This is a genomic window from uncultured Sphingobacterium sp. (assembly GCF_964277905.1).
Classification (GTDB): Bacteria; Bacteroidota; Bacteroidia; order Sphingobacteriales; family Sphingobacteriaceae; genus Sphingobacterium; species Sphingobacterium siyangense.
In genome coordinates, this window is record NZ_CAXYKD010000020.1 from 39,517 (window position 1) to 63,910 (window position 24,394).

20 protein-coding genes are annotated in these 24,394 nt (G+C 41.3%); 17 read left to right on the forward strand and 3 right to left on the reverse strand.

The annotated features are described in order from the left end of the window. Positions 1-85: 85 nt before the first annotated feature. From ACHWSC_RS08825 to ACHWSC_RS08835, 3 genes are all read left to right on the forward strand, one after another. Entirely contained in the window at positions 86-2,056 is a 1,971-nt protein-coding gene (locus ACHWSC_RS08825) for a DUF3857 domain-containing protein (protein WP_394676494.1), read from the forward strand. Positions 2,057-2,450: 394 nt separating this feature from the next. Then, the gene (locus tag ACHWSC_RS08830; RefSeq protein ID WP_394676495.1) at positions 2,451-3,002 is read left to right on the forward strand and encodes a dihydrofolate reductase family protein; all 552 of its coding nucleotides are present in this window, start codon (positions 2,451-2,453) and stop codon (positions 3,000-3,002) included. After that, positions 2,992-3,525, forward strand: a complete 534-nt coding sequence (locus ACHWSC_RS08835) for a MepB family protein (RefSeq protein WP_394676496.1) — start codon at positions 2,992-2,994, stop codon at positions 3,523-3,525. The genes ACHWSC_RS08830 and ACHWSC_RS08835 overlap by 11 nt, the downstream gene beginning before the upstream one ends. Here the strand turns inward: ACHWSC_RS08835 and ACHWSC_RS08840 are convergent. Next, positions 3,522-5,006, reverse strand: a complete 1,485-nt coding sequence (locus ACHWSC_RS08840; RefSeq protein WP_394676497.1) for a PLP-dependent aminotransferase family protein — start codon at positions 5,004-5,006, stop codon at positions 3,522-3,524. The genes ACHWSC_RS08835 and ACHWSC_RS08840 overlap by 4 nt on opposite strands. A gap of 143 nt (positions 5,007-5,149) precedes the next feature. Here ACHWSC_RS08840 and bioB point away from each other — a divergent pair, with 143 nt between their 5' ends. From bioB to bioD, 6 genes are read left to right on the forward strand one after another with little or no spacing between them, the layout of a single operon-like run. Next, positions 5,150-6,229, forward strand: coding sequence for a biotin synthase BioB (bioB, locus tag ACHWSC_RS08845; protein WP_394676498.1), 1,080 nt, complete (start codon positions 5,150-5,152; stop codon positions 6,227-6,229). A gap of 23 nt (positions 6,230-6,252) precedes the next feature. Beyond that, a complete protein-coding gene (gene bioA, locus ACHWSC_RS08850; protein ID WP_394676499.1) occupies positions 6,253-7,554 on the forward strand; it encodes an adenosylmethionine--8-amino-7-oxononanoate transaminase in 1,302 nt (433 codons plus the stop codon). Continuing rightward, positions 7,551-8,711 (forward strand): 8-amino-7-oxononanoate synthase, encoded by a 1,161-nt coding sequence (locus ACHWSC_RS08855; protein ID WP_394676500.1) that lies wholly within the window; start codon positions 7,551-7,553, stop codon positions 8,709-8,711. Before bioA ends, ACHWSC_RS08855 begins: the two co-directional genes overlap by 4 nt. After that, positions 8,708-9,406 (forward strand): DUF452 family protein, encoded by a 699-nt coding sequence (locus tag ACHWSC_RS08860; protein WP_394676501.1) that lies wholly within the window; start codon positions 8,708-8,710, stop codon positions 9,404-9,406. The genes ACHWSC_RS08855 and ACHWSC_RS08860 overlap by 4 nt, the downstream gene beginning before the upstream one ends. Positions 9,407-9,411: 5 nt before the next feature. Continuing rightward, a complete protein-coding gene (gene bioC / locus ACHWSC_RS08865) occupies positions 9,412-10,161 on the forward strand; it encodes a malonyl-ACP O-methyltransferase BioC (RefSeq protein WP_394676502.1) in 750 nt (249 codons plus the stop codon). A gap of 54 nt (positions 10,162-10,215) precedes the next feature. Next, a complete protein-coding gene (gene bioD, locus ACHWSC_RS08870) occupies positions 10,216-10,848 on the forward strand; it encodes a dethiobiotin synthase (RefSeq protein WP_394676503.1) in 633 nt (210 codons plus the stop codon). Positions 10,849-10,941: 93 nt separating this feature from the next. Here the strand turns inward: bioD and ACHWSC_RS08875 are convergent, their stop codons facing one another. Then, a complete protein-coding gene (locus tag ACHWSC_RS08875; RefSeq protein WP_394676504.1) occupies positions 10,942-13,455 on the reverse strand; it encodes a phosphocholine-specific phospholipase C in 2,514 nt (837 codons plus the stop codon). Positions 13,456-13,615: 160 nt separating this feature from the next. On the opposite strand from ACHWSC_RS08875, the gene ACHWSC_RS08880 reads away from it, so the two are divergent. From ACHWSC_RS08880 to ACHWSC_RS08910, 7 genes are all read left to right on the forward strand, one after another. Further along, a complete protein-coding gene (locus ACHWSC_RS08880) occupies positions 13,616-14,302 on the forward strand; it encodes a response regulator transcription factor (RefSeq protein ID WP_201667286.1) in 687 nt (228 codons plus the stop codon). After that, complete coding sequence (locus ACHWSC_RS08885) at positions 14,299-15,678, forward strand: ATP-binding protein (RefSeq protein WP_394676505.1); 1,380 nt, start codon at positions 14,299-14,301, stop codon at positions 15,676-15,678. Before ACHWSC_RS08880 ends, ACHWSC_RS08885 begins: the two co-directional genes overlap by 4 nt. Before the next feature lie 180 nt (positions 15,679-15,858). Then, a complete protein-coding gene (locus ACHWSC_RS08890) occupies positions 15,859-17,193 on the forward strand; it encodes a TolC family protein (RefSeq protein ID WP_394676506.1) in 1,335 nt (444 codons plus the stop codon). Then, positions 17,183-18,274: an efflux RND transporter periplasmic adaptor subunit gene (locus tag ACHWSC_RS08895; RefSeq protein WP_075994078.1), complete on the forward strand. Its 1,092-nt coding sequence runs from the start codon at positions 17,183-17,185 to the stop codon at positions 18,272-18,274. The genes ACHWSC_RS08890 and ACHWSC_RS08895 overlap by 11 nt, the downstream gene beginning before the upstream one ends. A 21-nt stretch (positions 18,275-18,295) precedes the next feature. Further along, on the forward strand, positions 18,296-21,403 hold the full coding sequence (locus tag ACHWSC_RS08900; protein ID WP_088162861.1) for an efflux RND transporter permease subunit: 3,108 nt from the start codon (positions 18,296-18,298) through the stop codon (positions 21,401-21,403). 232 nt (positions 21,404-21,635) lie between these two features. Further along, a complete protein-coding gene (locus ACHWSC_RS08905; protein WP_088162862.1) occupies positions 21,636-22,469 on the forward strand; it encodes a sulfite exporter TauE/SafE family protein in 834 nt (277 codons plus the stop codon). A gap of 78 nt (positions 22,470-22,547) precedes the next feature. Continuing rightward, on the forward strand, positions 22,548-22,949 hold the full coding sequence (locus ACHWSC_RS08910; protein ID WP_088162863.1) for a DUF1634 domain-containing protein: 402 nt from the start codon (positions 22,548-22,550) through the stop codon (positions 22,947-22,949). Between the two features lie 7 nt (positions 22,950-22,956). Here the strand turns inward: ACHWSC_RS08910 and ACHWSC_RS08915 are convergent, their stop codons facing one another. Continuing rightward, complete coding sequence (locus ACHWSC_RS08915) at positions 22,957-23,496, reverse strand: GNAT family N-acetyltransferase (RefSeq protein WP_394676507.1); 540 nt, start codon at positions 23,494-23,496, stop codon at positions 22,957-22,959. 245 nt (positions 23,497-23,741) lie between these two features. On the opposite strand from ACHWSC_RS08915, the gene ACHWSC_RS08920 reads away from it, so the two are divergent. Further along, positions 23,742-24,329, forward strand: coding sequence for a Crp/Fnr family transcriptional regulator (locus tag ACHWSC_RS08920; RefSeq protein WP_145328318.1), 588 nt, complete (start codon positions 23,742-23,744; stop codon positions 24,327-24,329). Positions 24,330-24,394: the final 65 nt, after the last annotated feature.

Below are 24,394 nucleotides of genomic sequence, written 5' to 3' on the forward strand. Positions count from 1 at the left end.
TTCAATCAATTTTATTTATAAGGGTTTGGATTTAAAATTATTTCATACTTTAGTGTTATAATTCTTAACCATACAGTCATTTTTTATGAAAAGTTTTTTCACTGGCCTCCTCTTGCTTAGTGGTATATCCCTACAAGCACAAGATTTTTCGTTCGGTAAAATAAAAAAGGAAGATTTTGCCATTACTATTGACAAAATAGATACAGCAGCAAATGCCTTTGTCTTACGTGAATATGGATCAGCCGAAGTTAGTTATGATAAAAACAAAGGTCCGGTTGTTCAATTTTTCAGACACGTCCGCATTAAAATATTAAATAAGGAAGCTTATGATTACGCTAATTTCAGCATCCCTTTATATAAAAGTGGAAACGAACGCGAAGTCCTTATGGACATCAAGGGAGCATCCTATCACCTCGTCGGTGATAAGGTCGTGGAAACAGAGATGACGAAAGCGAATATTTTTAACGAAAACGCTTCAGAAAACTATGCGGTAACGAAAGCGGCCATTCCGCAGGTCCAAGAAGGTACAATTATTGAATACCGTTACCGTACAGAATCTCCATTTATCTTTAACCTAAATGCTTGGGAATTTCAGGAAGATCTTCCGAAACTTTATAGCCAATACGTCACGCGTATTCCCGAAGTTTTTCATTATAAAGCCAATTTAAAGGGGGGATTAGCCGTCAGTGATCGAAAGGTTGAAAATTACAACACCGGGCTAAACTCTCAAGTTGGAGAAGTCTTAGGCAATAAAACCATTTATACCATGGAAAATATCCCGGCTTTCCATACCGAAGATTACATGACTTCTTCTAAAAATTTTAGGTCAATCATTTTCTTCGAGCTTGGTCGGTACAGCATTCCAATGGGACCGACAAAAGACTTCTCGCTCACGTGGGAAAATGTCAGAGATAAACTCGTGCAGGACGAAAGTTTTGGTGGACAAGTAAAGCGAAAAACGGCATTGAAGGAGTTCATTGAACCCGTCTTGCAGGATTCAAAAGATGATCTAGAAAAAGCGGTACGGCTGTATACATATTTTCAGAAACAAATAAAATGGAATAACCGCCATTCGATCTACGCAAAAAATATCAAAGAAGCCATCGAAAAGAGAACAGGCAATAGCGCCGATATTAACCTTGGACTGGTCAATGCCCTCCGTTATGCGAAGCTAGATGCCATCCCTGTTATTTTATCGACACGTGAGAATGGCTATGCAGGGCTCTATGCACCAGCGATATCAGAGTTCAATCACGTTATTGCCCGGGTAAAAATAGGTGAAAACTACTACCTGCTGGATGCGACCTCTCCCTATGAGATGTTTGGAAATATTCCGATGAAATGTGTCAATTTTCAGGGAAGATCAATTCCCCTCGAAGGCGAATCTGACTGGGTAAAACTTGAGGCAAATCTTTCATCTAGTTATAGTAATTTCTTCTATGGTGAACTGTCGGAAGATGGTGCATTAAAAGGAAAATGGATTACCTCACGTAACGGTTATGGTGCTTCCAAAATGCGTGAACGCCTTCAAGGAAGTAATTCTGAAGAAGAATTCTATGAAAAAATAGATGAAGAAAACAATCGCATCAAAATCAACAGTTTTAAAGTATCGAATCGGGAATCTCTTGACAAACCACTAACGGAGGAGTTTGAAATTGAGATTAAGAATTTTGCAACCCTACAAAATGACCAACTTCTATTCAATCCTTATATTGACACCAAAATGTCCAAGAACCCCTTCAACCTAACGGAGCGGAATTACCCAATCGACTTTGGTTCTTTAGTCCAAGAAGAGTGCTACATTGAAATCAAACTACCAAAAGGCTATGCATATCCAACGGAAGGAAAGTTAAAAAATATCAGTATGGCCCTTCCTGAACGTGCGGCACGGTATATTTTCAAAATCAATAATACAACACCGGACGTTCTGATAATAGAATCTGCAACACAATTAAACAAACCCTTGTTTATGCCGGAAGAGTATTTTGATTTAAAAGAATTCTTCAGCCGAATCATCCAGGCAGAAAAATTAGATGTTGTACTCAAAAAAATATAACAATATCGCTTAACACAAATTTCATTTTATATTGACGATTAGCTTAAATAAGGGTGATAACTTTGAATATCAAAAAAATAGTAAAATGATTAAAGATTCAGATTTATTCGAACTAGAGAATACCTTCCTTGGTGAAGGTTTCGAATTAGATGGTGATGATATTATCACCGATGAAGACTAGGTCTTCACTTTTTTAGCAAGTATTATTCCCCTTATATAATCTCAAAGCCCAGACATTCTTTGCTGGGCTTTTTCTTTGTTCCATTCTTCACCAATTTGGCCAAAACTTATTATTTCCCTATCTTTATGTTATCCTGATGATCCGATATTGAGCTAACCCAGCTCCTATTATTTTACGGAAACACAAGCAACAGGTTTAAAGCAAATAAAACACATGAGAAAAATAATATTGGATCTGGCCATGACCTTAGATGGATTTATTGAGGGTTCAAATGGAGAGGTTGACTGGTGTATTATGGATGATGACATGGATTTCGATGGCTTTTTGGCTTCGATCGATACCATCTTTTATGGTCGTGTAAGCTATGATGCCTGGGGTAATTTCCAACCGGACGCTACGGCCGATGAAACAGAAATAAATCTTTGGAAAAATGTCCATGCGAAGAAAAAATATGTTTTTTCTAGTCAGGCAAGGCAAGATGAAAACGCTACTTTCATCCAGACTGACATCGCAAAACAAGTTCAGGAAATAAAAGCACAGCCCGGAAAGGATATTTGGCTATATGGTGGAGCGCGTCTAATTAAAACATTCATTCAAGCTAACCTTGTTGACATCTATCGCATTTCCGTTCACCCTATTGCCCTGGGAAGTGGCAAGCCTTTATTCGAAAACTTACCTGAACGACTATCCCTAAAACTTGTTCAAAGCGTCACATTCAAATCGGGAGTTGTTCAGTTAATCTATACCCCCCAACATGAATCTTAACCATCAGGCAGCCCCACAGATCGCTGATGATATGATCAGGAAAGTGATAGATCAACTCGAAAGCATACTTATGCTCCAGTGCTCTAATTTATCACAAGATCAAACAGGTAGGGCCTATTATGGTGTTAATTTTCAACTGGGCAACAAACACTTCAAATTTAGAAAGGCCAAGATAACACCAAAAAAAGTGGGATTATTCGTTGCGCTCTGGAAACGTGACACCGATGGCCAGACCATACCTTTTACTGCAGATGATCATTTCGATTATTACCTTATTTCGGTTGAACAGGACCAGCATTGCGGCCTATTTGTCTTTCCAAAACAGGCGTTAGTTGAACATACAATCCTCACAGCGGGTTCTCAAATGGGCAAACGCGGATTCCGTATTTATCCAGATTGGAGCATGCCAACGAACAAACAGGCTACCAAAAGTAAACAATGGCAGCACACATACTTTGTGGATTTCTGTGGTCCCCACCAAGAAGCCAAAAACAAATTGACCCATATACTGCAAAGCAGCTAGTTGATTTTTTCGACCAAATCAGCATAAGCTGCACGCAACAAAGAAATTGCCGCCACCATACTTTGTTCGTCAAGATGAGCAAACCCCAACCGCAATGCAGTGACCGTTTTATTTTGATAAAGGCAATTACTCGGCAACAACAGTCCCTGCGACCGAACTTTCTCCTGCAAGGCTGTCAGTGAAACAACTGTATTAAACTGTATCCAAAAAGCCAGTCCCGAAGCCGGGACTTCAAACCTGATCTTATCTTCAAAATGCCGTAACAGCAATTGTGCAAACAATTCTTTTCGCTCTGCAATTGTTTTCTGAAATTTACGCTGATACCGAAAGATATCACCCTGGTGGATAATCTCACCCAATGTTTTCTCGATCATAAAATTCGGCTTTCCGAAGATGTTCAAATACTTTTTTCCCTCTTCCAACAGATCCTGAGGTGCGATCAAAAAATTCATTTGGAAACCAGGGTCAAAGAAACTACCGAAAGCACCTGTATAAATCACACGGTTGCCGCCATTTTTCCGGAAAAGTGATTCACCTTTCTCCTTAAAAAAGGAAGACTCAAAATCCACATCATCCTCAATAATGATAAAGTTATACTGCTCGGCCAATTGTAACAGTTGAATTTTCCTACGCTCGGAAAGATTAACCGTCGTTGGATACTGACACCTGGTATTGAGGTAAACACACCTGATTTCTCCGGGTTTAAATTGGTCTCCGATCTTATCTACAATCATCCCCTCCGCATCTACCGGAATGGTTTTTAGCTTGGCCCCAGCTTGACTAAAGATCATGTTAGGTAAAAAATAACTTAAATTTTCTACCAGTATAATATCGTCGGGCCGGATCAATAATCGGGATAAAATTGAAAAAATCTGTTCGCGACTGGCAATCGGCAACAAGAAATTCCGGGAAAGATGAAACCCTCTTGTTAAATTCAGATAATAGCTTAACTGATCCCTAAAAAACAAATTTCCCTCAGTCGTCGTCGGAAAATCATCACTTTTCTTTTTCCGTTTCACCATGGATGCATAAAAACGCACCAGTTCCTCCGCTCCAATGACATTATAATCAGGTGTCCCGTCCGTAAAATAGTACCTTTCGGGAACCTCTGAAATAGGCATGTCCAATATGAGTTCCTTTCTAAAAAAGTAAGGTGCAAAATCAGGTGGCTGTCTAAATGCTTCAATCGCCGCACCGGAAGTACCGATAAGCTCAGGATTTTTCACAAAAGTCCCGCGATTAGCCAAAATTTTCACCCAACCCTGTTCCTGCAATTCCGCTAAAGCGGCTACAATGGTTTTTCGGTGCACGTTCAGTTCTTCAGCAATCTTCCGGCTTCCGGGCAACAGATCTCCATCTTCCAATAGATTTCGCTTGACGGCATTGATAAATTGATAAACGATCTGTAGATAGATGGCATCTTCCTTACGGCGATCTATCTTAATAATGGAATGAAAACCTATACTAACCGGACTACTCATTATGTTTATTTCGGACTACCAAAGTTATCATTTAAACTATAATCTTTGCAATCATCATGAAAAAATAATCGCATTGAATTACGAAATCCGAATGGTCATTAAGTAAAATAGATTTGATTTTAGCATAAAAACTTAGCATTAATATGGAAACAAAACCAAAATGGACGCAGGAAGAAGTTGTCGCTTTATACAACAAACCAATAATGGACCTGCTTTATGATGCGGCATCGATACATCGGAAATATCACAACCCGAACAAAGTACAAGTGTCCACATTGATATCAATAAAAACAGGTGGCTGCCCCGAAGACTGCGCCTATTGTCCCCAGGCCGCACGTTACCATACGAATGTAAAAGCAGAAGGCTTAATGAGTGTAGAGCAGGTAAAAGAGCAGGCACTAACAGCCAAAGCTGGAGGTAGCTCAAGGATCTGTATGGGAGCCGCCTGGCGCAATGTTAAAGATGGCCCTGAGTTTGACCATGTACTTGATATGGTCCGTACACTGAATAGACTTGACATGGAAGTCTGCTGCACGCTAGGAATGCTGACCGAAAACCAAGCACAACGCCTTTCAGAAGCTGGACTATACGCCTACAACCACAACCTCGATTCCTCTGCCGATTACTATAAGGAAATTATCTCGACCAGAAGCTATGATGATCGCCTTCAAACGATCGAAAATGTACGTAAAACAAACATAACCGTATGTAGTGGTGGTATTATTGGGATGGGAGAAAGTATAGACGACCGTGCCGCGATGTTGATCACACTTGCTTCACTCATCCCACAACCCGAATCGGTACCTATCAATGCGCTCGTTCCTGTAAGCGGTACTCCAATGGAGGTCATGGAAACAGTTTCGATATGGGAAATGGTACGCATGGTCGCTACAGCCCGAATTTTATTGCCCACCACACAAGTTCGCCTTTCTGCAGGACGCACCAACATGAGTAAAGAAGGGCAAGCTTTATGCTTTTTCGCGGGAGCCAATTCGATTTTCTCAGGCGACAAACTCCTCACCACGCCCAATCCCGATGTCAATGAAGACATGGACATGTTTAAAACATTAGGCTTGGTGCCACAACAGCCATTCGAGAAAAAAAATCAACCCGAAACCATCGCAACTGAGATGGCGCATTACCATGATCTTGGTGAAAGACCAAAATGGTCAAGACCCGAACATAAAATCCAGCGCAACATCGCTAAGCAGCAAAACAAATAACAAAACAAATTAGGCAGACCATCATGGAAAGAGAAGAAATCAACCAACACGACCTTATCGATGATTTTGATAAAAAGCATCTATGGCATCCGTATACAACCATGACAAATCCCTTACCTGCCTACAAGGTTAAACGGGCAGATGGTTGTATAATCGAGCTGGAAAATGGACAGCAGCTTATAGATGGTATGTCCTCTTGGTGGTGCGCCATCCACGGCTACAATCACCCCGTCCTTAACGCTGCGGTCACAGCTCAGCTCAGCAGCATGTCACACATGATGTTTGGTGGACTTACGCACGAACCAGCAATTGCTCTCGGTAAAATACTGCTTGACATCACCCCTGCCTCACTCAACAAAATATTTTATGCCGACTCGGGTTCTGTTGCGGTAGAAGTTGCGCTTAAAATGGCTATTCAATACTGGGTATCACAAAAAAAGACCAATAAAACAAACTTTGTCACGGTTCGTTCGGGCTACCATGGTGACACCTGGAACGCGATGTCGGTCTGTGACCCCATTACTGGCATGCACCGCATCTTTGACAATGCTTTACCCAAACGCTATTTTGCCCCTGCCCCAAAAATAGGGTTTGAGCAAGAATGGGATGCCAATGACATCCAACCCTTGGCAGATCTAATCTGCTCACACAAGAACGAATTGGCCGCTCTCATCCTTGAACCTATCGTCCAGGGAGCCGGTGGAATGCGTTTTTACCATCCGGAGTACTTGCGTCAGGCAGCACATCTCTGCAAAGAAAATCAACTTCTTTTAATCTTTGATGAAATTGCTACCGGGTTTGGGCGCACGGGTAAGCTCTTTGCCTGGGAGCATGCCGGAATAGTGCCCGATATCATGTGTATCGGCAAAGCCTTGACCGGTGGCTATATGACGCTATCCGCCGTGATCACTTCAGATCATGTTGCGAATACAATCTCCAACGGTACACCAGGTACGTTTATGCACGGTCCAACTTTTATGGCCAACCCTTTGGCTTGCGCTGTAGCCCACGCTTCCATCAAACTACTGTTGGCAACTGACTGGAAAGCGAAAGTAACGTTAATCGAAGAACAATTGAGACGGGAACTTAGTGCTGTAACAACGCTGCCCCAAGTCGAGGAGCTCAGAATTCTAGGTGCAATTGCAGTCATCGAGATGAAAAACTCCGTCGATCTATCCAGCATACAACAGCGGTTTATCGAAGAGGGAATTTGGGTAAGGCCATTCGGAAAACTGATTTATATCATGCCCCCTTTTATCATAAATGAAGGTGAGCTTCACAAGTTAACACAGGCATTGCTAGCCGTAATCAGCACAGTCCAATGATTGAAAACAGTCTAATCCAGCGCATTGAAGATGAATTATTTGCCCTTGAAAAACAAGGGAATAAACGAAAACTTCCCCTTATCACACAACAGGATAACACAGCACAGGAGCATGTTAAAGAGCGTTACAACCTCTCGTCGAACGATTATCTTGGACTTGCGACAGATCAGATACTTCGTCAAGAATTCCTAAACTCGGTAACAAAAGATAATGCTCTATTCAGCGCTTCCTCTTCGCGTCTACTCACAGGAAACCATGCACGCTATACGCAATTGGAAACAATGTTGTGCCAAATGTTCGGTACGGAGAGTGCATTGGTCTTTAACAGCGGCTACCACATGAATGTAGGCATACTTCCTGCAGTTTGTGATACGCAGACATTAATTCTCGCCGATAAGGGTGTCCACGCAAGCCTAATTGATGGTATCCGACTATCCAATGCGGCCTGCTACAGGTACCGGCATTCCGATTATACGCACTTAACGCAATTATTGACAAAATATGCCCATCGCTTCACAAACATCATCATCGTTACAGAAAGTATTTTTAGCATGGATGGTGATTGCACGGACCTCAACTATCTGGTCAGTCTAAAACAACGTTTCCCCAATACCTTACTTTATGTCGATGAAGCTCACGCCGTAGGCGCACGCGGAATACAGGGACTTGGCTGCGCAGAAGAACAGCAATGTATTGCCGATATTGATTTCCTGACAGGCACCTTTGGAAAAGCTTTAGCATCGGTTGGTGGCTACCTGCTATGTAAAGAACCAATCCGAAATTATTTGATCAATAAGGCACGTACGCTACTTTTTACAACAGCGTTGCCACCAATCAATCTATTATGGACTGTGTTTATTTTGGAACGCTTAAGTGACTTTACAGACCGGCGCCAACAGCTGCACAAAAATAGCCTATTGCTCAAACAGCACATAATTGCCAAAGGCTTTAATTGTCCGTCAGAGAGTCATATTCTACCGGTCATTATCGGCAATAACAAGGAAACGGTACTGAAAGCAGAAGACCTGCAGCGAAAGGGATTTTACGTGCTTCCCATACGCCCGCCCACAGTACCAGAAGGAACATCAAGAATCCGAATTTCATTGACAGCAACAATGACATCGTCCATGATCAAACAACTCGCAGCAAGCTTATGATACTTAAAAGAATCGCTCCTAAAAGAGTCACTCCGGTCGATAATTTGCTAGGGCAGCATCTTCAGGTAAAATCCAACGAAAAACTACTGTTATTCTTTGCAGGCTGGGGCATGGATGAACATCCTTTTTTGCACTATTCCCCAGTCGACAAAGATCTTATTGTTGCCCATAGTTATACGGATTTACTGTTGGACAAAAGTCTACTGGCAGGCTACCAGGAAATTGAGGTTTTCGCCTGGTCTATGGGGGTATGGGCGGCATCAACGGTACTGCCCGAACTTCAAAACAGCAATTACCCCATCAGCACATGTACTGCAATCAATGGAACACTATTTCCAATAGATGACGAAAAAGGAATTCCTAGCCAGTTATTTAAAGGAACATTGGATACACTGAGCAATAAAACGTTAGAAAAATTCAGATTACGCATGTGTGGTTCCAAGACCCTTTTTAACTATTTTCTTGAAAGAGCCCCCCAACGCGACATCGAAGACCTCCGTTCAGAGCTCATCGCGATTGAAAAAACAGCTGGTGCAAAATCAGCAGCGGCATTCCAATGGCATCAGATATATATAGGCAAAGAAGATCGAATCTTCAACTTAGAGAATCAAAAACGCGCCTGGCCCGGTACTGCATATACGATAATCGATGCTACTCATTATCCCGAACAATTATTTAAGCACCTTTTAAGATGATCATCATGATGGACAAACAAAGGATTAGGTCCCGTTTCGCTAAAGCGGCATCTAAATATCAGTCGGCAGCGATCGCCCAATACGAAATAGCAAAAAAAATGATCAGGTTGATGCAGGAGAACATACAGCTAAAACCGCAAAAAGTATTGGAAATTGGCTGCGGAACAGGTTTTTTTTCGCGGTTAATCCTACAGCATATCAAACCAAAAAAAATGATTTTAAATGATATCTGTCCAGAAATGATGCCCGAGGTAATGGATATCTTGACATCGTCGCACACGTTCATCTGTGCTGATGCAGAAACTTATACTTTTCCCAAAGACATCAATCTAATCGCGTCCAGTTCGACGATTCAGTGGTTCAACAATCCTCGCGCTTTCTTTGAAAGCTGCTATGGATCCCTTCCGGACTCCGGTATCCTTGCCTTCAGCACCTTTGGACATGATAATATGCACGAGATCAATGCAACGGCACATGTTGGACTAACATATCGATCTAAATCGGAACTTATCGCAGAACTTTTAGCGTTGAATTATAAGATCCTCGTTGCACAGGAAGAACATTTAAAACTACACTTTGAAAGCCCACTACAAGTTCTTGTTCACCTGAAGCAAACGGGGGTAACGGGAATAAAAAATCACCGGTGGACAAAAGGCACACTTCGGGCTTTCTGTGATAAGTATACATCGCACTATGGGACAGAAGAGGGTGTATCCCTAACCTACCATCCCATCTATATTATTGCAAAAAAATAACAGCTGAGCACTTCAATTACAAACAATCGAACAACCTACAAAAGAAATACAGCAATGAATGAAAATATCTATTTTGTTTCCGGCATAGATACCGGGATAGGAAAAAGTTATGCAACTGGCCTCCTTGCGAAACAATGGAATACAAGCGGTATACGCACCATTACCCAAAAGCTTGTACAAACTGGAAATACAACCATTTCCGAAGACATCGTCCTCCATCGCCAACTCATGGAAATCCCATTAACGGCAGAAGATCATCAGAAAATCACGATGCCAGAGATTTTCACCTACCCCGCCTCCCCCCATCTAGCAGCACGCCTGGATAATCGTGAAATTGACTTTAAAAAGATCAAACAGGCTAGCTTAACATTAAGCCAACGCTACGACGCTGTTCTTATTGAGGGTGCAGGTGGGTTGATGGTTCCATTAAGAGAAGATTATCTGATTATAGATTACATCCAAGAAATGCAGTATCCGCTTATTTTTGTCACCTCTGGAAAATTAGGGAGTATCAATCATACCTTACTTAGTCTGGAAGCGATCACCAAGCGCAGGATCAATCTACATACCGTTGTTTACAATACATTCCCTGTTCATAAAGACCGCACGATAAGTACTGATACGGAGTTGTATCTTCGTCGTTATATAGAAACAAACTATCCGGAGACCTTATTTGTTTGCGTGTAAATAAGGTCAAGCGGATACTATTGACGATATATAGCAACAGCAGGGAACCCATTCAATAAGAATTGACCGCCATCCCTGCTGAAACAGTACAGATTATGCTAATAATGGATCAGTTGTACACTCAACACCTGTTTCCAATCGCCCTGCGAGCTGAATGACGAAGCTGCTGTCTCCCTTGATTCGTACAGCAATATCATACCAATTTCCTTGACTTTCAACATCCAGGATCAATGGAACTTCTTCGGCGGGAGCTATTTCTTTCGTTGTGGCATATTTTCCATAGCTAAGGCTCTCGACAACTACCGTTACCCGCTGGTCACTCTTGTTCCTGAGCCTCAACTGCAATTTCCCTGTCGCTGCCTGAGTTAGCGCTTTCAGTTCCGCAGAAACGGTAGCCTCTAGTGCTGCTGCTCCTTTTTGTCCAGAAAATTTCCGATAAAAACCATTTGGACCGTGCAATTCAAAAGCATAGCGATCTCCTTCAAATCGTGCCAAGTCCCACTGATATGCCAAACGATCACCGGCCTTCACCGCAAAATTCCAATTACGGCAAGTTTCACTTTGCCCCTGTTCATCACGATATCCCAACGGGCTATAAACGTTGAAGGCTGTACCTGCGGTCCTTTTTCCGAAAAACTTGCTGTCTACAGTCATCGTTAGATGAAACACTCCGTCTTTCACAAAGCCCACCGCATCATGCGCATAAGGCAATGGCAAAGATCTACGAATCCCCCGCTCCTGTATTCGGTCAAATCCCGGAATCCATACATTTTTACTCGCGAGATCAGGATCTTTGACCTCAACAAAGCCTCGCGGATCATCTTTGAACTGCGCATTGTATATCGTTTCGATATATTGATTCCGATCAAGAAAAGGGAGTTTTTCCTTTTGCTGAGTAAAAGGTGTAAAAGCGGTTGTCAAATCACCACAGATTGTTCTACGCCATGCACTGATGTTTTCCAAATGCATATTCTTGTTCAGCTTTTTGTTAAAGAAAGATTCCAAAAATTGCAAAGTAGACGTATGATCAAATACCTGAGAGCAGACCTTACCACCTCGTGACCAAGGCGACGCAATATACATGGGAACACGAAAACCTAGGCCCACAGCCCCTTCACGTGCTTGCTTTTTAGGAATTCCCTGTTTTAGCTCATTTTCTAAACGAACCATCTCCACCTCCGTATCGATCCCAGGAGAACATGCCCCTGTATCTTTCTTCTTTAAATCAGGTACAAGGAAAGGTTTAACATGATCATAGTAACCATCATTTTCATCATAGGTAATGATAAAAATAGTTTTTTTCCAAACCTCAGGATTTTTCGTTAAGATATCTAAAACTTCAGATACATACCAAGCTCCATACCATGGCGCACTCGGGTGGTCCGAAAAATTCTGTGGACCGGCCAACCAGGATACTGCGGGCAATTTACCAGTATCAACGTCTTTGCGAAACTGATAAAGAATATCGCCTTTAGGGACTTCCAGCGTACCTTTTTTCCCCTGTGCCTTAAAATGTAACGTATCAAGCGACCTGTAATTGTTGTCCCCCTTGTTTACCGTAAACGCCCGCTCATTTAATGATTTCGTAAAATCACTTAGCTTTTTATAATTGTTTGGATTGAATTCCTTTAGTTCGGTCTCCGCTCGCTCAAGGGCCTCACTTTTTTTGCGAATATCAGCGCGTATCTTTTCGGCTTGTTCTTCGGAAGAAGGAGACTTCTCTTCCAACTTGGAAATCTGCATGGGCAAATCCCGAACCTGTGTTTCCAGGCTTCTGATATAGTTCTCCTTAAATTTAACTTGATAAGCCTGAAAAAATTCCAGCAGATTACACCCAAAATTGGATAGCCATGCCCTTTCCTGTCCGGAAAACCCGCCGCCACAGCTTGTCTCATTTTGATAAAAACGCCAGTTAATGCCATTCTTTTCAAGCAATTCCGGAAAAGTTTCCCAGGTCATTTTACCATAGCCAAAGTCATCATTCCGAATATTCGCTTTTTGCAGACCATCTTTCATCTCTGTAATTTTACCCGTCCAGAAAAAGGAACGGTTAGGCGTAGTGCTGGTCATGCCTGAGCAAAAATTCTGATCACATACTGTAAAAGCATCTGCTAAGGCATAATGAAAGGGCAAATCTTCGCGTGTAAAATACCCCAATGTTAAGGGCATAGCCGCATATTGTTTATTCCCCGATTGCTTCGATAACAGCCAATGATCGTAACGACCTTGGTTAAAGGCATCCACCTGGCTTGCACGACTATGTGGAAGAGAACCCATCCAGGTCACTTTACTTTCCTTCAGGTTTAATCGGAAAGGAGCATACGTTTTTCCCTCTTTATCCGTTTGATACCATACGGGTAAACCGTTCGGTAAACGTATCGAACGTGGATCATTGAAACCCCGAACTCCCGAAAGACTACCTAGCGTATGATCAAAGGATCGGTTCTCCTGCATCAGGATGACGATGTGTTCGGCATCTAAAAAACTACTTCCTGGGTCAGGGTCTATGGCAAAGGCTTTCTGGATCGATGCAGGCATGAAGCTGGCAATACCTGCTGCTCCTGAAAATAGTAGGGTCTTTCGTAGGAATTCTCTTCTGGTTTCCATAACACTTATTTATAATTTCGATTTGAATCTACTTAGATTTCTTTTTGTTTCATATTTCTTCGTGTAAATCTTATGTTACCAAATTAAGTACGAAGAAAACATCTCTTTGATTGGATGACAAAAATTTGTTTATTTTTACGAAAAGACAACAGATATAAATATGGTGGACATTTTGCTGCTCGAAGACGACAAGGTACTCTCTAAAGAGATCCGATCTTTTCTATTAAGCCAGGGCTTTACCTGTGATCAAGCCTTTGATGGAATTGATTTTTTGGCCAAAACACACCAGAAGAAATATGGTTTTTATCTATTGGATATCAATGTCCCCAAAATCAATGGATTGGAAATCTGTAAAAAGATAAGAAGCCATGACGCCTTTACACCAATTATTATTCTCTCGGCATACGATGATATAGATGATAAAAAGGAGGCATTTCTCCGGGCTGCTGATGACTATCTGGTTAAACCTTTCGTCTTAGATGAATTGCTGATGCGCATCTATTCCCTGTTACGTCGGCAACAACATAGCGAAAGCAATGAAACAAAAACATTGGTAGTCGATGATCTGATCATTTATCCTGATGAAGCCCGTGTATTACGTGCAAATGAAGAAATTAATCTTACTCAAAAAGAATTTCAACTGCTGCTTATCCTGGCACAGGCAAAGGGTCGTACCTTGTCCAAGCAACATATATCGGAGGAAGTATGGCAAAATCAATTTCAGACAACACAGAATACTATTGAAGTTTATATCAACTTTTTGCGTAAGAAGATTGATAAAAACTTTGAGAATAAACTGATCCATACAAGACCTGGCTTTGGTTATTACCTATCGGCAGAAAAATGAATTTAAAGAAGAAAATAGCGATTAGCTTTAGTATTGCATTCTCCGTCCTTTTTGGTATGGCGATGTTGATTATCTACTATGCTAGTTTCGATTTTCGGAAAGATCAATTTCGCCAGCGACTGATTGATAAATTGGACAATATTTCCCATTATATCGCCAGTAACCCCTATTTCAACCGCCAGTCATACAAAAACTATTTTCACGATGACGAAGATGGCCTTTTCTATGAAGATGTTATCATCCTTGACAAAAACAAACAGCTCGTCTTCAGTACCGTAAAGGATCAGACCATTACCTGGAATGCTTCGATTGTCAATCGGCTAAATCAGGAAAAACAGATCTTCTATTTTCAGGACCAATATGAAACGCTGGCCAAATACTATCGCATCAACGGTTTACCTTATTATATTATTGTAAAAGCACAGGATTACTCCGGAAATGAAAAAATGGACCATCTGGCGCTCGTCCTAACGATATTATTTGTCCTGAGCGCTGTTCTGGTCTGGATATTTAGTTATAACCTCATCCAGCGCCTATTGATCCCACTCGATAAATTAAAAGATAATATTACGCAGATTAATGCCAGTAAACTTACCAAACCTGTCGAGTATACCGGTCATACAGATGAGATTGCTGTACTAACCCGAGCATTTAATACCATGCTGCTGCGACTTTCGGCTGCTTTCGAATCGCAGAAAGAATTTAATTCCAGCGCCTCCCACGAGCTGCGAACACCGCTTGCCCGAATGTCTTTTCAGCTGGAGAACCTTTATCATCAAAATCAGCTGAGTGAAGATGTAAAGCAGGTCTTGCGTAACATATCCAAGGAAACCTTGCATCTTTCGGAGGTAACCGATTCGCTGATGTTACTTTCAAAGTTCGACTCTGAGCGTTTGAAAATGACCTATAAGGAAGAGCGGATCGATGAAATTATCTTTATGGCCTATGAAAAAGTAGCCAAGGTATTCCCCGACCTGCAACTGGATTTTTCAATTAGTGGGATCGAAGATCCAAAACTTAGTATTTTCTGTTCCGCACAATTGATTGAAATTGCTTTTGTGAATTTATTTAAAAATGCTGCGCTTTACTCCGATACCAGGGAGGTAAAAGTGATGATTCTTGAATCAACCTTCGAACTCAAGGTACTTGTCAGCAATACTGGTCCGGCCTTGAGTACAATCGACCAAAAGCGGATTTTCGATGCGTTCAGCCGCGGTGAAAATGCAAATGAAACAACAGGATCAGGCTTAGGGCTACGTATCGTTCAACGTATCATGCAATCGCATCAAGCAACAATAGCATATCAAGCAGATCTAAAACAATCTACGCATACTTTTGTATTACTATTTAAATTGTTTCTCAACCAAAAAGGTTAGTTGCAAAAATCGCTCCAAATTAACTAGAAGCCATTAAGCAACAAGTAGATACATTTATTAACCGATGCTTTAGGCTTCTTACCTACCTGAAAGACATGCTAATTTTAAGCTTTTTTTAAGCATTTATTAAGGGGCTTTTAATATTCGACCAGTTATTTTGTTACACAAGTTTTGATAAACATGACAAAGAAACCTTTAATATTTTTATTGCTTTTCAATAGTATGGCTTTTGCTCAACAAAAACCGCCACAAGCAGATTACACGAGCATTCATGAAAGTTCACTTGGGAATAAGCAAAGTGATGTCTCGGGAAAACAGATGACACTGCAGAAATGCGAAGAAGCATTCGTCAGCAAGAACCTTTCCCTCCTGGCGCAACAATATGACATCAGCCAAGCAGAGGCTGACGTCATACAAGCCAAAATATGGGATCTACCACAATTGCAGTTATCTGCCAATGCCTACGACCCACAGAACAAAAAAGCATTTCATATTGGTCAATCCAAGGAAGCGAGCGTATCCCAATTGATTTATCTCGGTGGAAAAAAGAAGAATGAAGTGGAATTTGCTAAATCAAATGTTGAACTTGCTAAATTACAGTTCAGTCAATTGCTAGCAAGCCTCCGTGCGCAGCTACGTACAACCTTCTACTCGCTCTACTTTGAGCAACATAAATTGGCGGATATTAAAATCCAGTTGGATTACCTAAATAATCTACTTGTAGCTTATAAAGAGCAAGGAAAAAAAGGAAATGTTTCTTTAAAAGATCAAGTTCGTCTTCAAACAATGGCCATCGATCTCAACAACGAAAAAACAACAGCGATCAATAATAGCATCAATCTACAGCAGCAATTACGTGTGCTTATTTCCAGTCAGGAAGATGTATTACCGAAGTTAACAGATCAAGAAGCAGATCAGGAACTTGCCGTAAAGCCAACTATGGCTTTGGACAAAATCTATCAATTGGCCTTGGAAAACAATGCCGATTATCAATTTGCCTTAAAGACCGCTGAAAGCTCACAGTTATTTACAAAATGGCAACAGTCTTTAAATACACCTGATATTAACCTTGGCCTTTCCTACAGCCAGAATGGGGGGGTATTCCACAATGAGCTCAATGTTACAGCCGCCATTCCGATCCCGTTGTGGAAACAAAATAAAGGAAATGTTATCAAAGCGAAATACGCCGAAGAAGAGGCAAAGAAAAATATTGAAGTCCAACGGCAGCTATTGGAGTCACAGATCCGTTCCAACTATCAGTCATGGGAAAATCAATATAACCAATATTTTACCATTACTCCAGACGACCTTCACAACATCGCTGTGGTCTATGATGGCATATTCAATAATTTTAAAAAAGGGAATATTTCTTTAGTTGAGTTCACTGATTTTATGGACAGCTATCGCATATCTATTCTTAAGTTATACGATATGAAAAAGGAAATTATTCTCAACGCCGAACAATTAAACTACCTGGCTCAAACTTCTATATTCAATTCAACTCATGTCAACTAAAAAACTTCTTATAGCCACTGTGGCAATAGTGCTACTTTACTCTTGCCAAAATCATAAAGAAACAGATAATGCAGCCATTGTCAAAGGTTTCGAAATTAGTGAGACGATGCTTAAATCGACAAGTTTTGCTACGGTTAAAAAAGAAAATGTGACCGAAGAACTCAACTTTTTTGGAAAGATATCGGCCGATCAAAACAATTACATCGATATTTTCCCACTTGTTGGAGGGAATGTTGTCTCCGTTAATGTTTCTTTGGGTGATTATGTCCATAAAGGTCAGGTATTGGCAACAATCAGAAGTACGGAAGTCGCCGGTATACAAAAGGATCTTTCGGATGCCAAAACCGATGTATTACTCGCCGAGAAAAACTACCGTGTAGCTGAAGACATGTATAATGGCAAACTGAGTACAGATAAAGACATGCTGGAGGCAAAAGGACAATTAACCAAAGCCAAAGAGCAACTACGCCGTTCAGAGGCCGTCAGTCAGATCTACAATGTCCGTACAGGCAATATTTATTCGGTCGTATCTCCAATCGATGGTTACATCGTTCAAAAGAACATCAATAAGGATATGCAGTTGCGTAGTGACCGCAGCGACAACATCTTCGATGTGGCCAATACAAAAGATGTATGGGCAATTCTTAACGTCAACGAAACGGATATCGACAAGATTAGTATGGGCATGCCCGCTATTGTGTCTACCCTGAGCTACCCGGACAAAAAATTCCAGGGCAGTATCGATAAAATCTTTAAGATCATCGATCCGCAGACGAATTCAATGCAGGCACGGGTAGTGCTAGACAATAAGGATGGTTTACTTATTCCGGATAGTAAAGCAACCATTAAAGTATTGCATCGCTCCAATACCGAAGCACTAGCAGTTCCTTCTGATGCGGTTATTTTCGATCAAAACAAATATTTCGTATTAATCTATAAATCCCAAAATGATATTAAGATTCGCGAAATATTACCGATCAAACAAAATGAAGGAACAACCTACATGGCTACGGGGCTACAGGAAGGTGAAAAAGTTGTTGTCAACAATAAGCTTTTGATCTATAGAGCACTGAATAATTAATCCGTCTTAGCATTTACACGAATGAACAAATTCATTAAAAATATCATTGCCTTTTCCATTAAAAATAAAGCATTTACCTTTATTTGGGTTGGCATTTTGGCTATAGCTGGTTTCATTAGCTTTAAAAGCATGCCCATTGAGGCATTTCCAGATGTAACCAATACACAAATAACCATCATTACCCAATGGAATGGAAGAAGTGCCGAGGAAGTCGAACGTTTTGTAACGACACCAATCGAACTAGGCATGAGTCCAGTTCAAAAGAGAACAAGTATACGGAGCACCACCATGTTTGGCCTCTCCATTGTTAAAATCATCTTTGATGATGGTGTTGACGACACTTTTGCCCGCAACCAGGTCAACAACCTCATGCGATCTGTAAGCCTGCCCGACAATGTCGACCCTGAAGTACAGCCCCCTTATGGCCCTACAGGAGAGATATTCCGTTATACATTACATAGCGATCAACGTAATTCACGCGACCTCCTTACTTTGCAGACCTGGGTCATTGACCGCGCTTTACGTGGTGTTCCAGGTGTAGCAGATATCAACGTTTTTGGTGGGCAGGATTTGGTTTACGAAATCAGTACTGACCCTATCAAACTAGACAAATTTAATTTGACTCCGTTACAGGTATTTGATGCTGTCAGCAAAAGTAACCTGAATGTCGGTGGAGATGTCATCGAAAAAAGTGGCCAGTCCTACGTCGTACGTGGTATTGGTTTGGTCAACTCAATCAATGATATCGAAAACATCACTGTAATCAACCAAAAAGGGAACCCTGTCTTTGTTAAAAATGTAGCCGAAGTAAGAGAAAGCGCGATGCCCCGCGTGGGCCAAGCCGGTTTTGGTAAAAATGATGATGTGGTAGCAGGAACCATCGTAATGCGGAAAGGCGAAAATCCAAGAGAGGTTTTAACTGCTGTAAAAGCGAAAATAGACGAGCTCAACAACAAAATCCTTCCCAAAGATGTCAAAATGCAAACCTTCTATGACCGTGACAATCTCATGGATTTCACGACTCATACCGTTATGCATAACTTGATTGAGGGTATTGTACTCGTCACCTTAATGGTATTGCTTTTTATGGCAGATTGGCGCACTACGGTCATCGTTTCCATTATCATACCTCTCGCATTACTTTTTGCCTTTCTATGTCTTAAACTAGCGGGTATGAGTGCCAACTTGCTTTCTCTGGGCGCAGTAGACTTTGGTATTATCATCGACGGTGCTGTCGTCATGGTTGAAGGGATATTTGTCATGCTGGACCACCAAGCACATAAGCTGGGCATGGAGAAATTCAACAAAATGGCCAAAGCAGGTTGGATCAAACAGACAGGAACAGGCTTGGGAAAAGCAATCTTTTTCTCCAAGCTGATTATCATCACCTCATTGATGCCTATATTCTCCTTCCAAAAAGTAGAAGGAAAAATGTTCTCTCCACTGGCCTTTACTCTGGGTTTTGCTTTACTGGGTGCATTACTGTTTACTTTGACACTCGTTCCCGCTTTATCGCATATTCTGCTCAATAAAAATGTGAAAGAAAGACACAATCCATTTGTTGAATTCTGGAATAGAATTGTCGCCAAGGGATTTGGATTTACATTCCGAAACAAGCGTCTGAGTATGATCGTTGCGATTACTTTACTAGCTGCAGTCTTATTTTCTGCAAAATTTTTAGGAACTGAATTTTTACCGACATTAAATGAAGGGTCTCTTTGGGTTACTGCCGAAATGCCTATGAGTACTTCTTTACGTGAATCGGTTAAAACTACCAAACTGTTAAAGAGTACTTTGGAAACCTTTCCTGAGGTCACAGGTGTACTGTCGCAAACAGGACGGAGCAACGATGGTACCGACCCCAATGGCTTTGGCTTTGTTCAGTTTGCTGTGGCCCTAAAACCTAAAGAGGAATGGACCCGTAAAATCACCATGGATCAGCTGATCGAAGAAATGGACCATAAACTCAAACAATTTCAGGGTATCACCTATAACTATTCACAGCCTATTTCGGATAATGTCGCCGAAGCCGTTGCTGGTTTCAAAGCCGAAAACGGCATCAAGATCTTTGGCGATAACCTCGCAACCTTAGACCGCCTAGCGAAAGAAGTTTATGCACAGGTCAAAGGTATTCAAGGCATTAAAGAGCCCGGTATTATTCTCAATATTGGTCAGCCCGAAGTGAGTGTGGTATTGGATCGGACCCGTATGGCAGCTTTCAACGTTCTACCGGCAGATGCACAGGCGGTACTGGAAATGGCCTTCGGCGGAAAGACCGCTTCCATTTTGTACGATGGTGAACGCAAATTTAACATTCGCCTACGCTACGCACCCGAATATCGGAAAACAGAAAAAGATATTGCACAGCTGATGGTTCCATGTGGTGATGGCACATTAATTCCATTGAAAAGTATCGCGACCATTGAAAAAGATAATGGTGCTGCTTTTATCTATCGCGACAACATCAAACGCTATATCGGCATCAAATTTTCCATCCGCGACCGTGACTTAGGAAGCACCATTGCTGAAGCACAACAAAAAGTAAGTAAAATTAAGCTTCCGGAAGGATATTCCATTGGCTGGACTGGACAATTTGAAAATCAGCAGCGTGCTACCCATCGTTTAGCACAGGTGGTACCAATCAGTTTGATCGTCATCTTCTTCCTATTGTTTATTCTATTCGGGAATATCAAGGATTCGCTGCTCGTATTGGCCAACGTTCCTTTTGCACTTATCGGTGGAATTATTGCCTTACACGTTACTGGTATGAATTTTGGAATTTCGGCTGGAGTAGGTATGATTGCATTATTCGGGATATGTATCCAGAATGGGGTTATCCTGATTTCGGAATTCCACCAGAACAAGAAGGAAGGTCTACCCAATGACCAATCAATTTATAAAGGTGTAAAATCGCGAACACGACCTGTGGTTATGACAGCTCTAATGGCTTCCATCGGACTATTGCCGGCTGCATTATCAACAGGTATAGGTTCGGAATCACAAAAACCTTTGGCGATCGTCATCATTGGCGGACTAATCTCAGCGACGATATTGACGTTGTTGGTATTTCCAATCATCTACGATATCTTCAACAGAAAAGAAAAGGTACAACAAACAATCGCTGAATAATGTTGTCCATATTTTATATACTATATACTTAGACCATTAAAAGGTCATCGATACTGCCTCATGCTGAGAAGCGGCAGGGCAGTATCATTTTTTTGATGATACTTTTGATGTAACATTTGTATCTATTCCGGCTTAAAAATTTCAAAAACAATAAAAAGCCCTTAAGTTTACAACAAATTACCTTCCATTAAGCGGAAGCTGCTTTTTGGATCACACAAACAAACAAATATTTATGACTATTCTCACCTTTACAATCATCCTTCTCCTGGGTGCTTTTGTAGCAGGACTCCTAGGATCCCTGACAGGCTTAGGCGGAGGGGTCGTTGTCATCCCTTTATTGACTCTGCTGTTTCATGTCGACATCCGTTATGCCATTGGAGCTGCCTTGCTGGCTTCCATAGCGACTTCATCCGGTGCAGCTACAGCTTACGTCAAGGAAGGCATCACCAACATCCGGCTCGGAATGTTTCTTGAAATTGCAACTACCATTGGAGCAGTGATCGGCGCTGTTATTGCCATTTACATGCCTACGAATACCATTGCAATCATCTTTGGTGTTGTACTTATCTTCTCTGCGGCTATGACGGTACGTAAGAAAAACGAACACGCACTTTCCGGCGGTTCGGTCCTGGCAGAAAAATTGAAGCTGAACAGTACCTATCCTGCTGATGGCAAATTAATTCCTTACAAACTTACCAACATAGCCGGAGGATTCTCTTTGATGGGGGTTGCAGGAATACTTTCTGGATTATTGGGCATTGGTTCCGGCTCCCTTAAAGTACTAGCAATGGACAGCATGATGAAAATACCCTTTAAAGTCAGTACCACAACGAGCAACTTCATGATCGGTGTCACCGCAGCTGCTTCTGCAGTGGTCTATCTACAAAGAGGCTATATGGATCCAGGTATTGCTTTTCCAGTTATCCTAGGCGTATTATGCGGCGCCATTACCGGATCAAAGCTCTTAAAACGGATGAATCCGAAGACTTTACGCATTATTTTCGCCGTCGCCATTACATTGGTGGCATTGGAAATGATCTTCAACGGATTCCAGCATAAATTCTAAAAACACGAGTTTACACGATTTAGAATTTTAGGTTTGTAACGTCCTTCCGCTAGACGATGAAGGACATAACTACTCAAAATGAAACAAGTATTTTCGAAACACTATTGGGGAGACAAGGACATCTCACTTTTGGTAGGGCAAATTTTACGTATTGGTGTTATACTCGCCTCCTCTATTCTTATCCTTGGTGGTATCTTCTACCTCATTGTTCATGGACAGGATACCGTACCGAATTACAGAGATTTTGTCGGTGAGGGGAATTCCAACACAACAATTACCGGAATTATTACCGGGGCATTTAGCCGAAATATTCCACAGGTTATACAGTTAGGTGTACTTCTATTGATTTGCACCCCCATTGTACGCGTGATCGGCTCGTTATTTGGGTTTGTCATCGAGAAGGACAGGCTTTACATTATTATCACATTGATTGTATTAACAGTCATTATAGGCAGCATACTCAGCGGAATCAAGGGATAATAAGGCTTTATCTCTTGATCCGCCGCCAGGCCGATTTTTCCAGTGCGTATTCAAAATTTTTACGTTCAGGTTCGTTCACATAGCTGACCATCTTTTCAGCCACTTTAATTGCGCCCAAGCGCTCAACTGCTGTCTGAGAACGATAATTTTCAGCCCCCACATGCAGGTAAATTCGATCCACAAAATTGAAGGCAAAATCAAACATCATCTCTTTGACCAATGGATTGATGCCTGCACCCCAATATGCACGGGCATAAAACGTATACCCAACAAAAATCGATTTTTCCGCTTCATCAAGGCCATAATACCGTGTACTGCCGATGCAGGCACCACTTACCTTATCCAAGATCAAATAAGCAGACTTACTTGCTAAGGCACCTTCAAAAAATAGGCGAAAAACGTCTTCCTTCCAGCGGTCCCTATTAGGATGCTGCTCCCAGATCAGAGGGTCTCTGGCAACTTGATATAGCGTATCAAAATCCGCTGGTTCTATGATTCGTAATACAACCTTATCGTTTTCAAGGGTATTGGGTGCAACAAACTTCATAAGATATATTTATAGTTTTAGCAATCAAATTATTTTAAATCCTACAGAAGATACCAATTATTGATGAAACTATTTGAATTACGGCAATATCCAGTCAAATATTACACCAAAATGTCGATTTCATCACTATTTTGATCAAATTGCATAAAAGCAATAGCCAGCAACTGAATTATTTTAACTTAGGATTGATAGGAATCAAACGGCTTATTAAATTAGCATTGCAAAATTTTGTATTTTACAGCCAAATGGAACAATTCAAGGAATTTGTAAAACAACGCATTGATGTCACTGAGGAAGAACTGAATGACATCGTTTCACGTTATCAGGTAAGGAAAATAAAGAAAAAAGAATACTTTCTCCGGGCCGGCGAGGTGTGCCACCATGAAGCATACGTGATCAGCGGTTTATTTAAATCATTCTATGTCACCGCGGATGGGATCGAACACATTCTACAGTTTGCAATTGAAGATTGGTGGATCGGCGATATTGCCAGCTTTAATTATCAGGAGCCAGCACTTCAAAATATCCAGGCTTTGGAAAACGCTGTGGTACTTACACTGTCAAAAAAAAATAAAGACAAACTTTACGAAGATCATCCAATCTTTGAGAAACTCTCCAGGATAATGGCCCAACGTGCACAAATAGCATCGCAGCACCGTATTATCTCGAGCATAGGTTTTACAGCACAAGAGCGGTATCTGGATTTCATCAAAAGGTATCCTAAAATCTACCCGCGGATCTCCAATATGCAATTAGCATCCTATCTTGGCGTCACGCAAGAGTTTTTAAGCCGTTTAAAAAGACAAATATTAAAGCCGAATCGAAATTCTTGACCTACATCAATTTTTTCGTTGTTAGTTTATCCCACCTTTGCAGAAGCTTGTTCAAACAAACATTT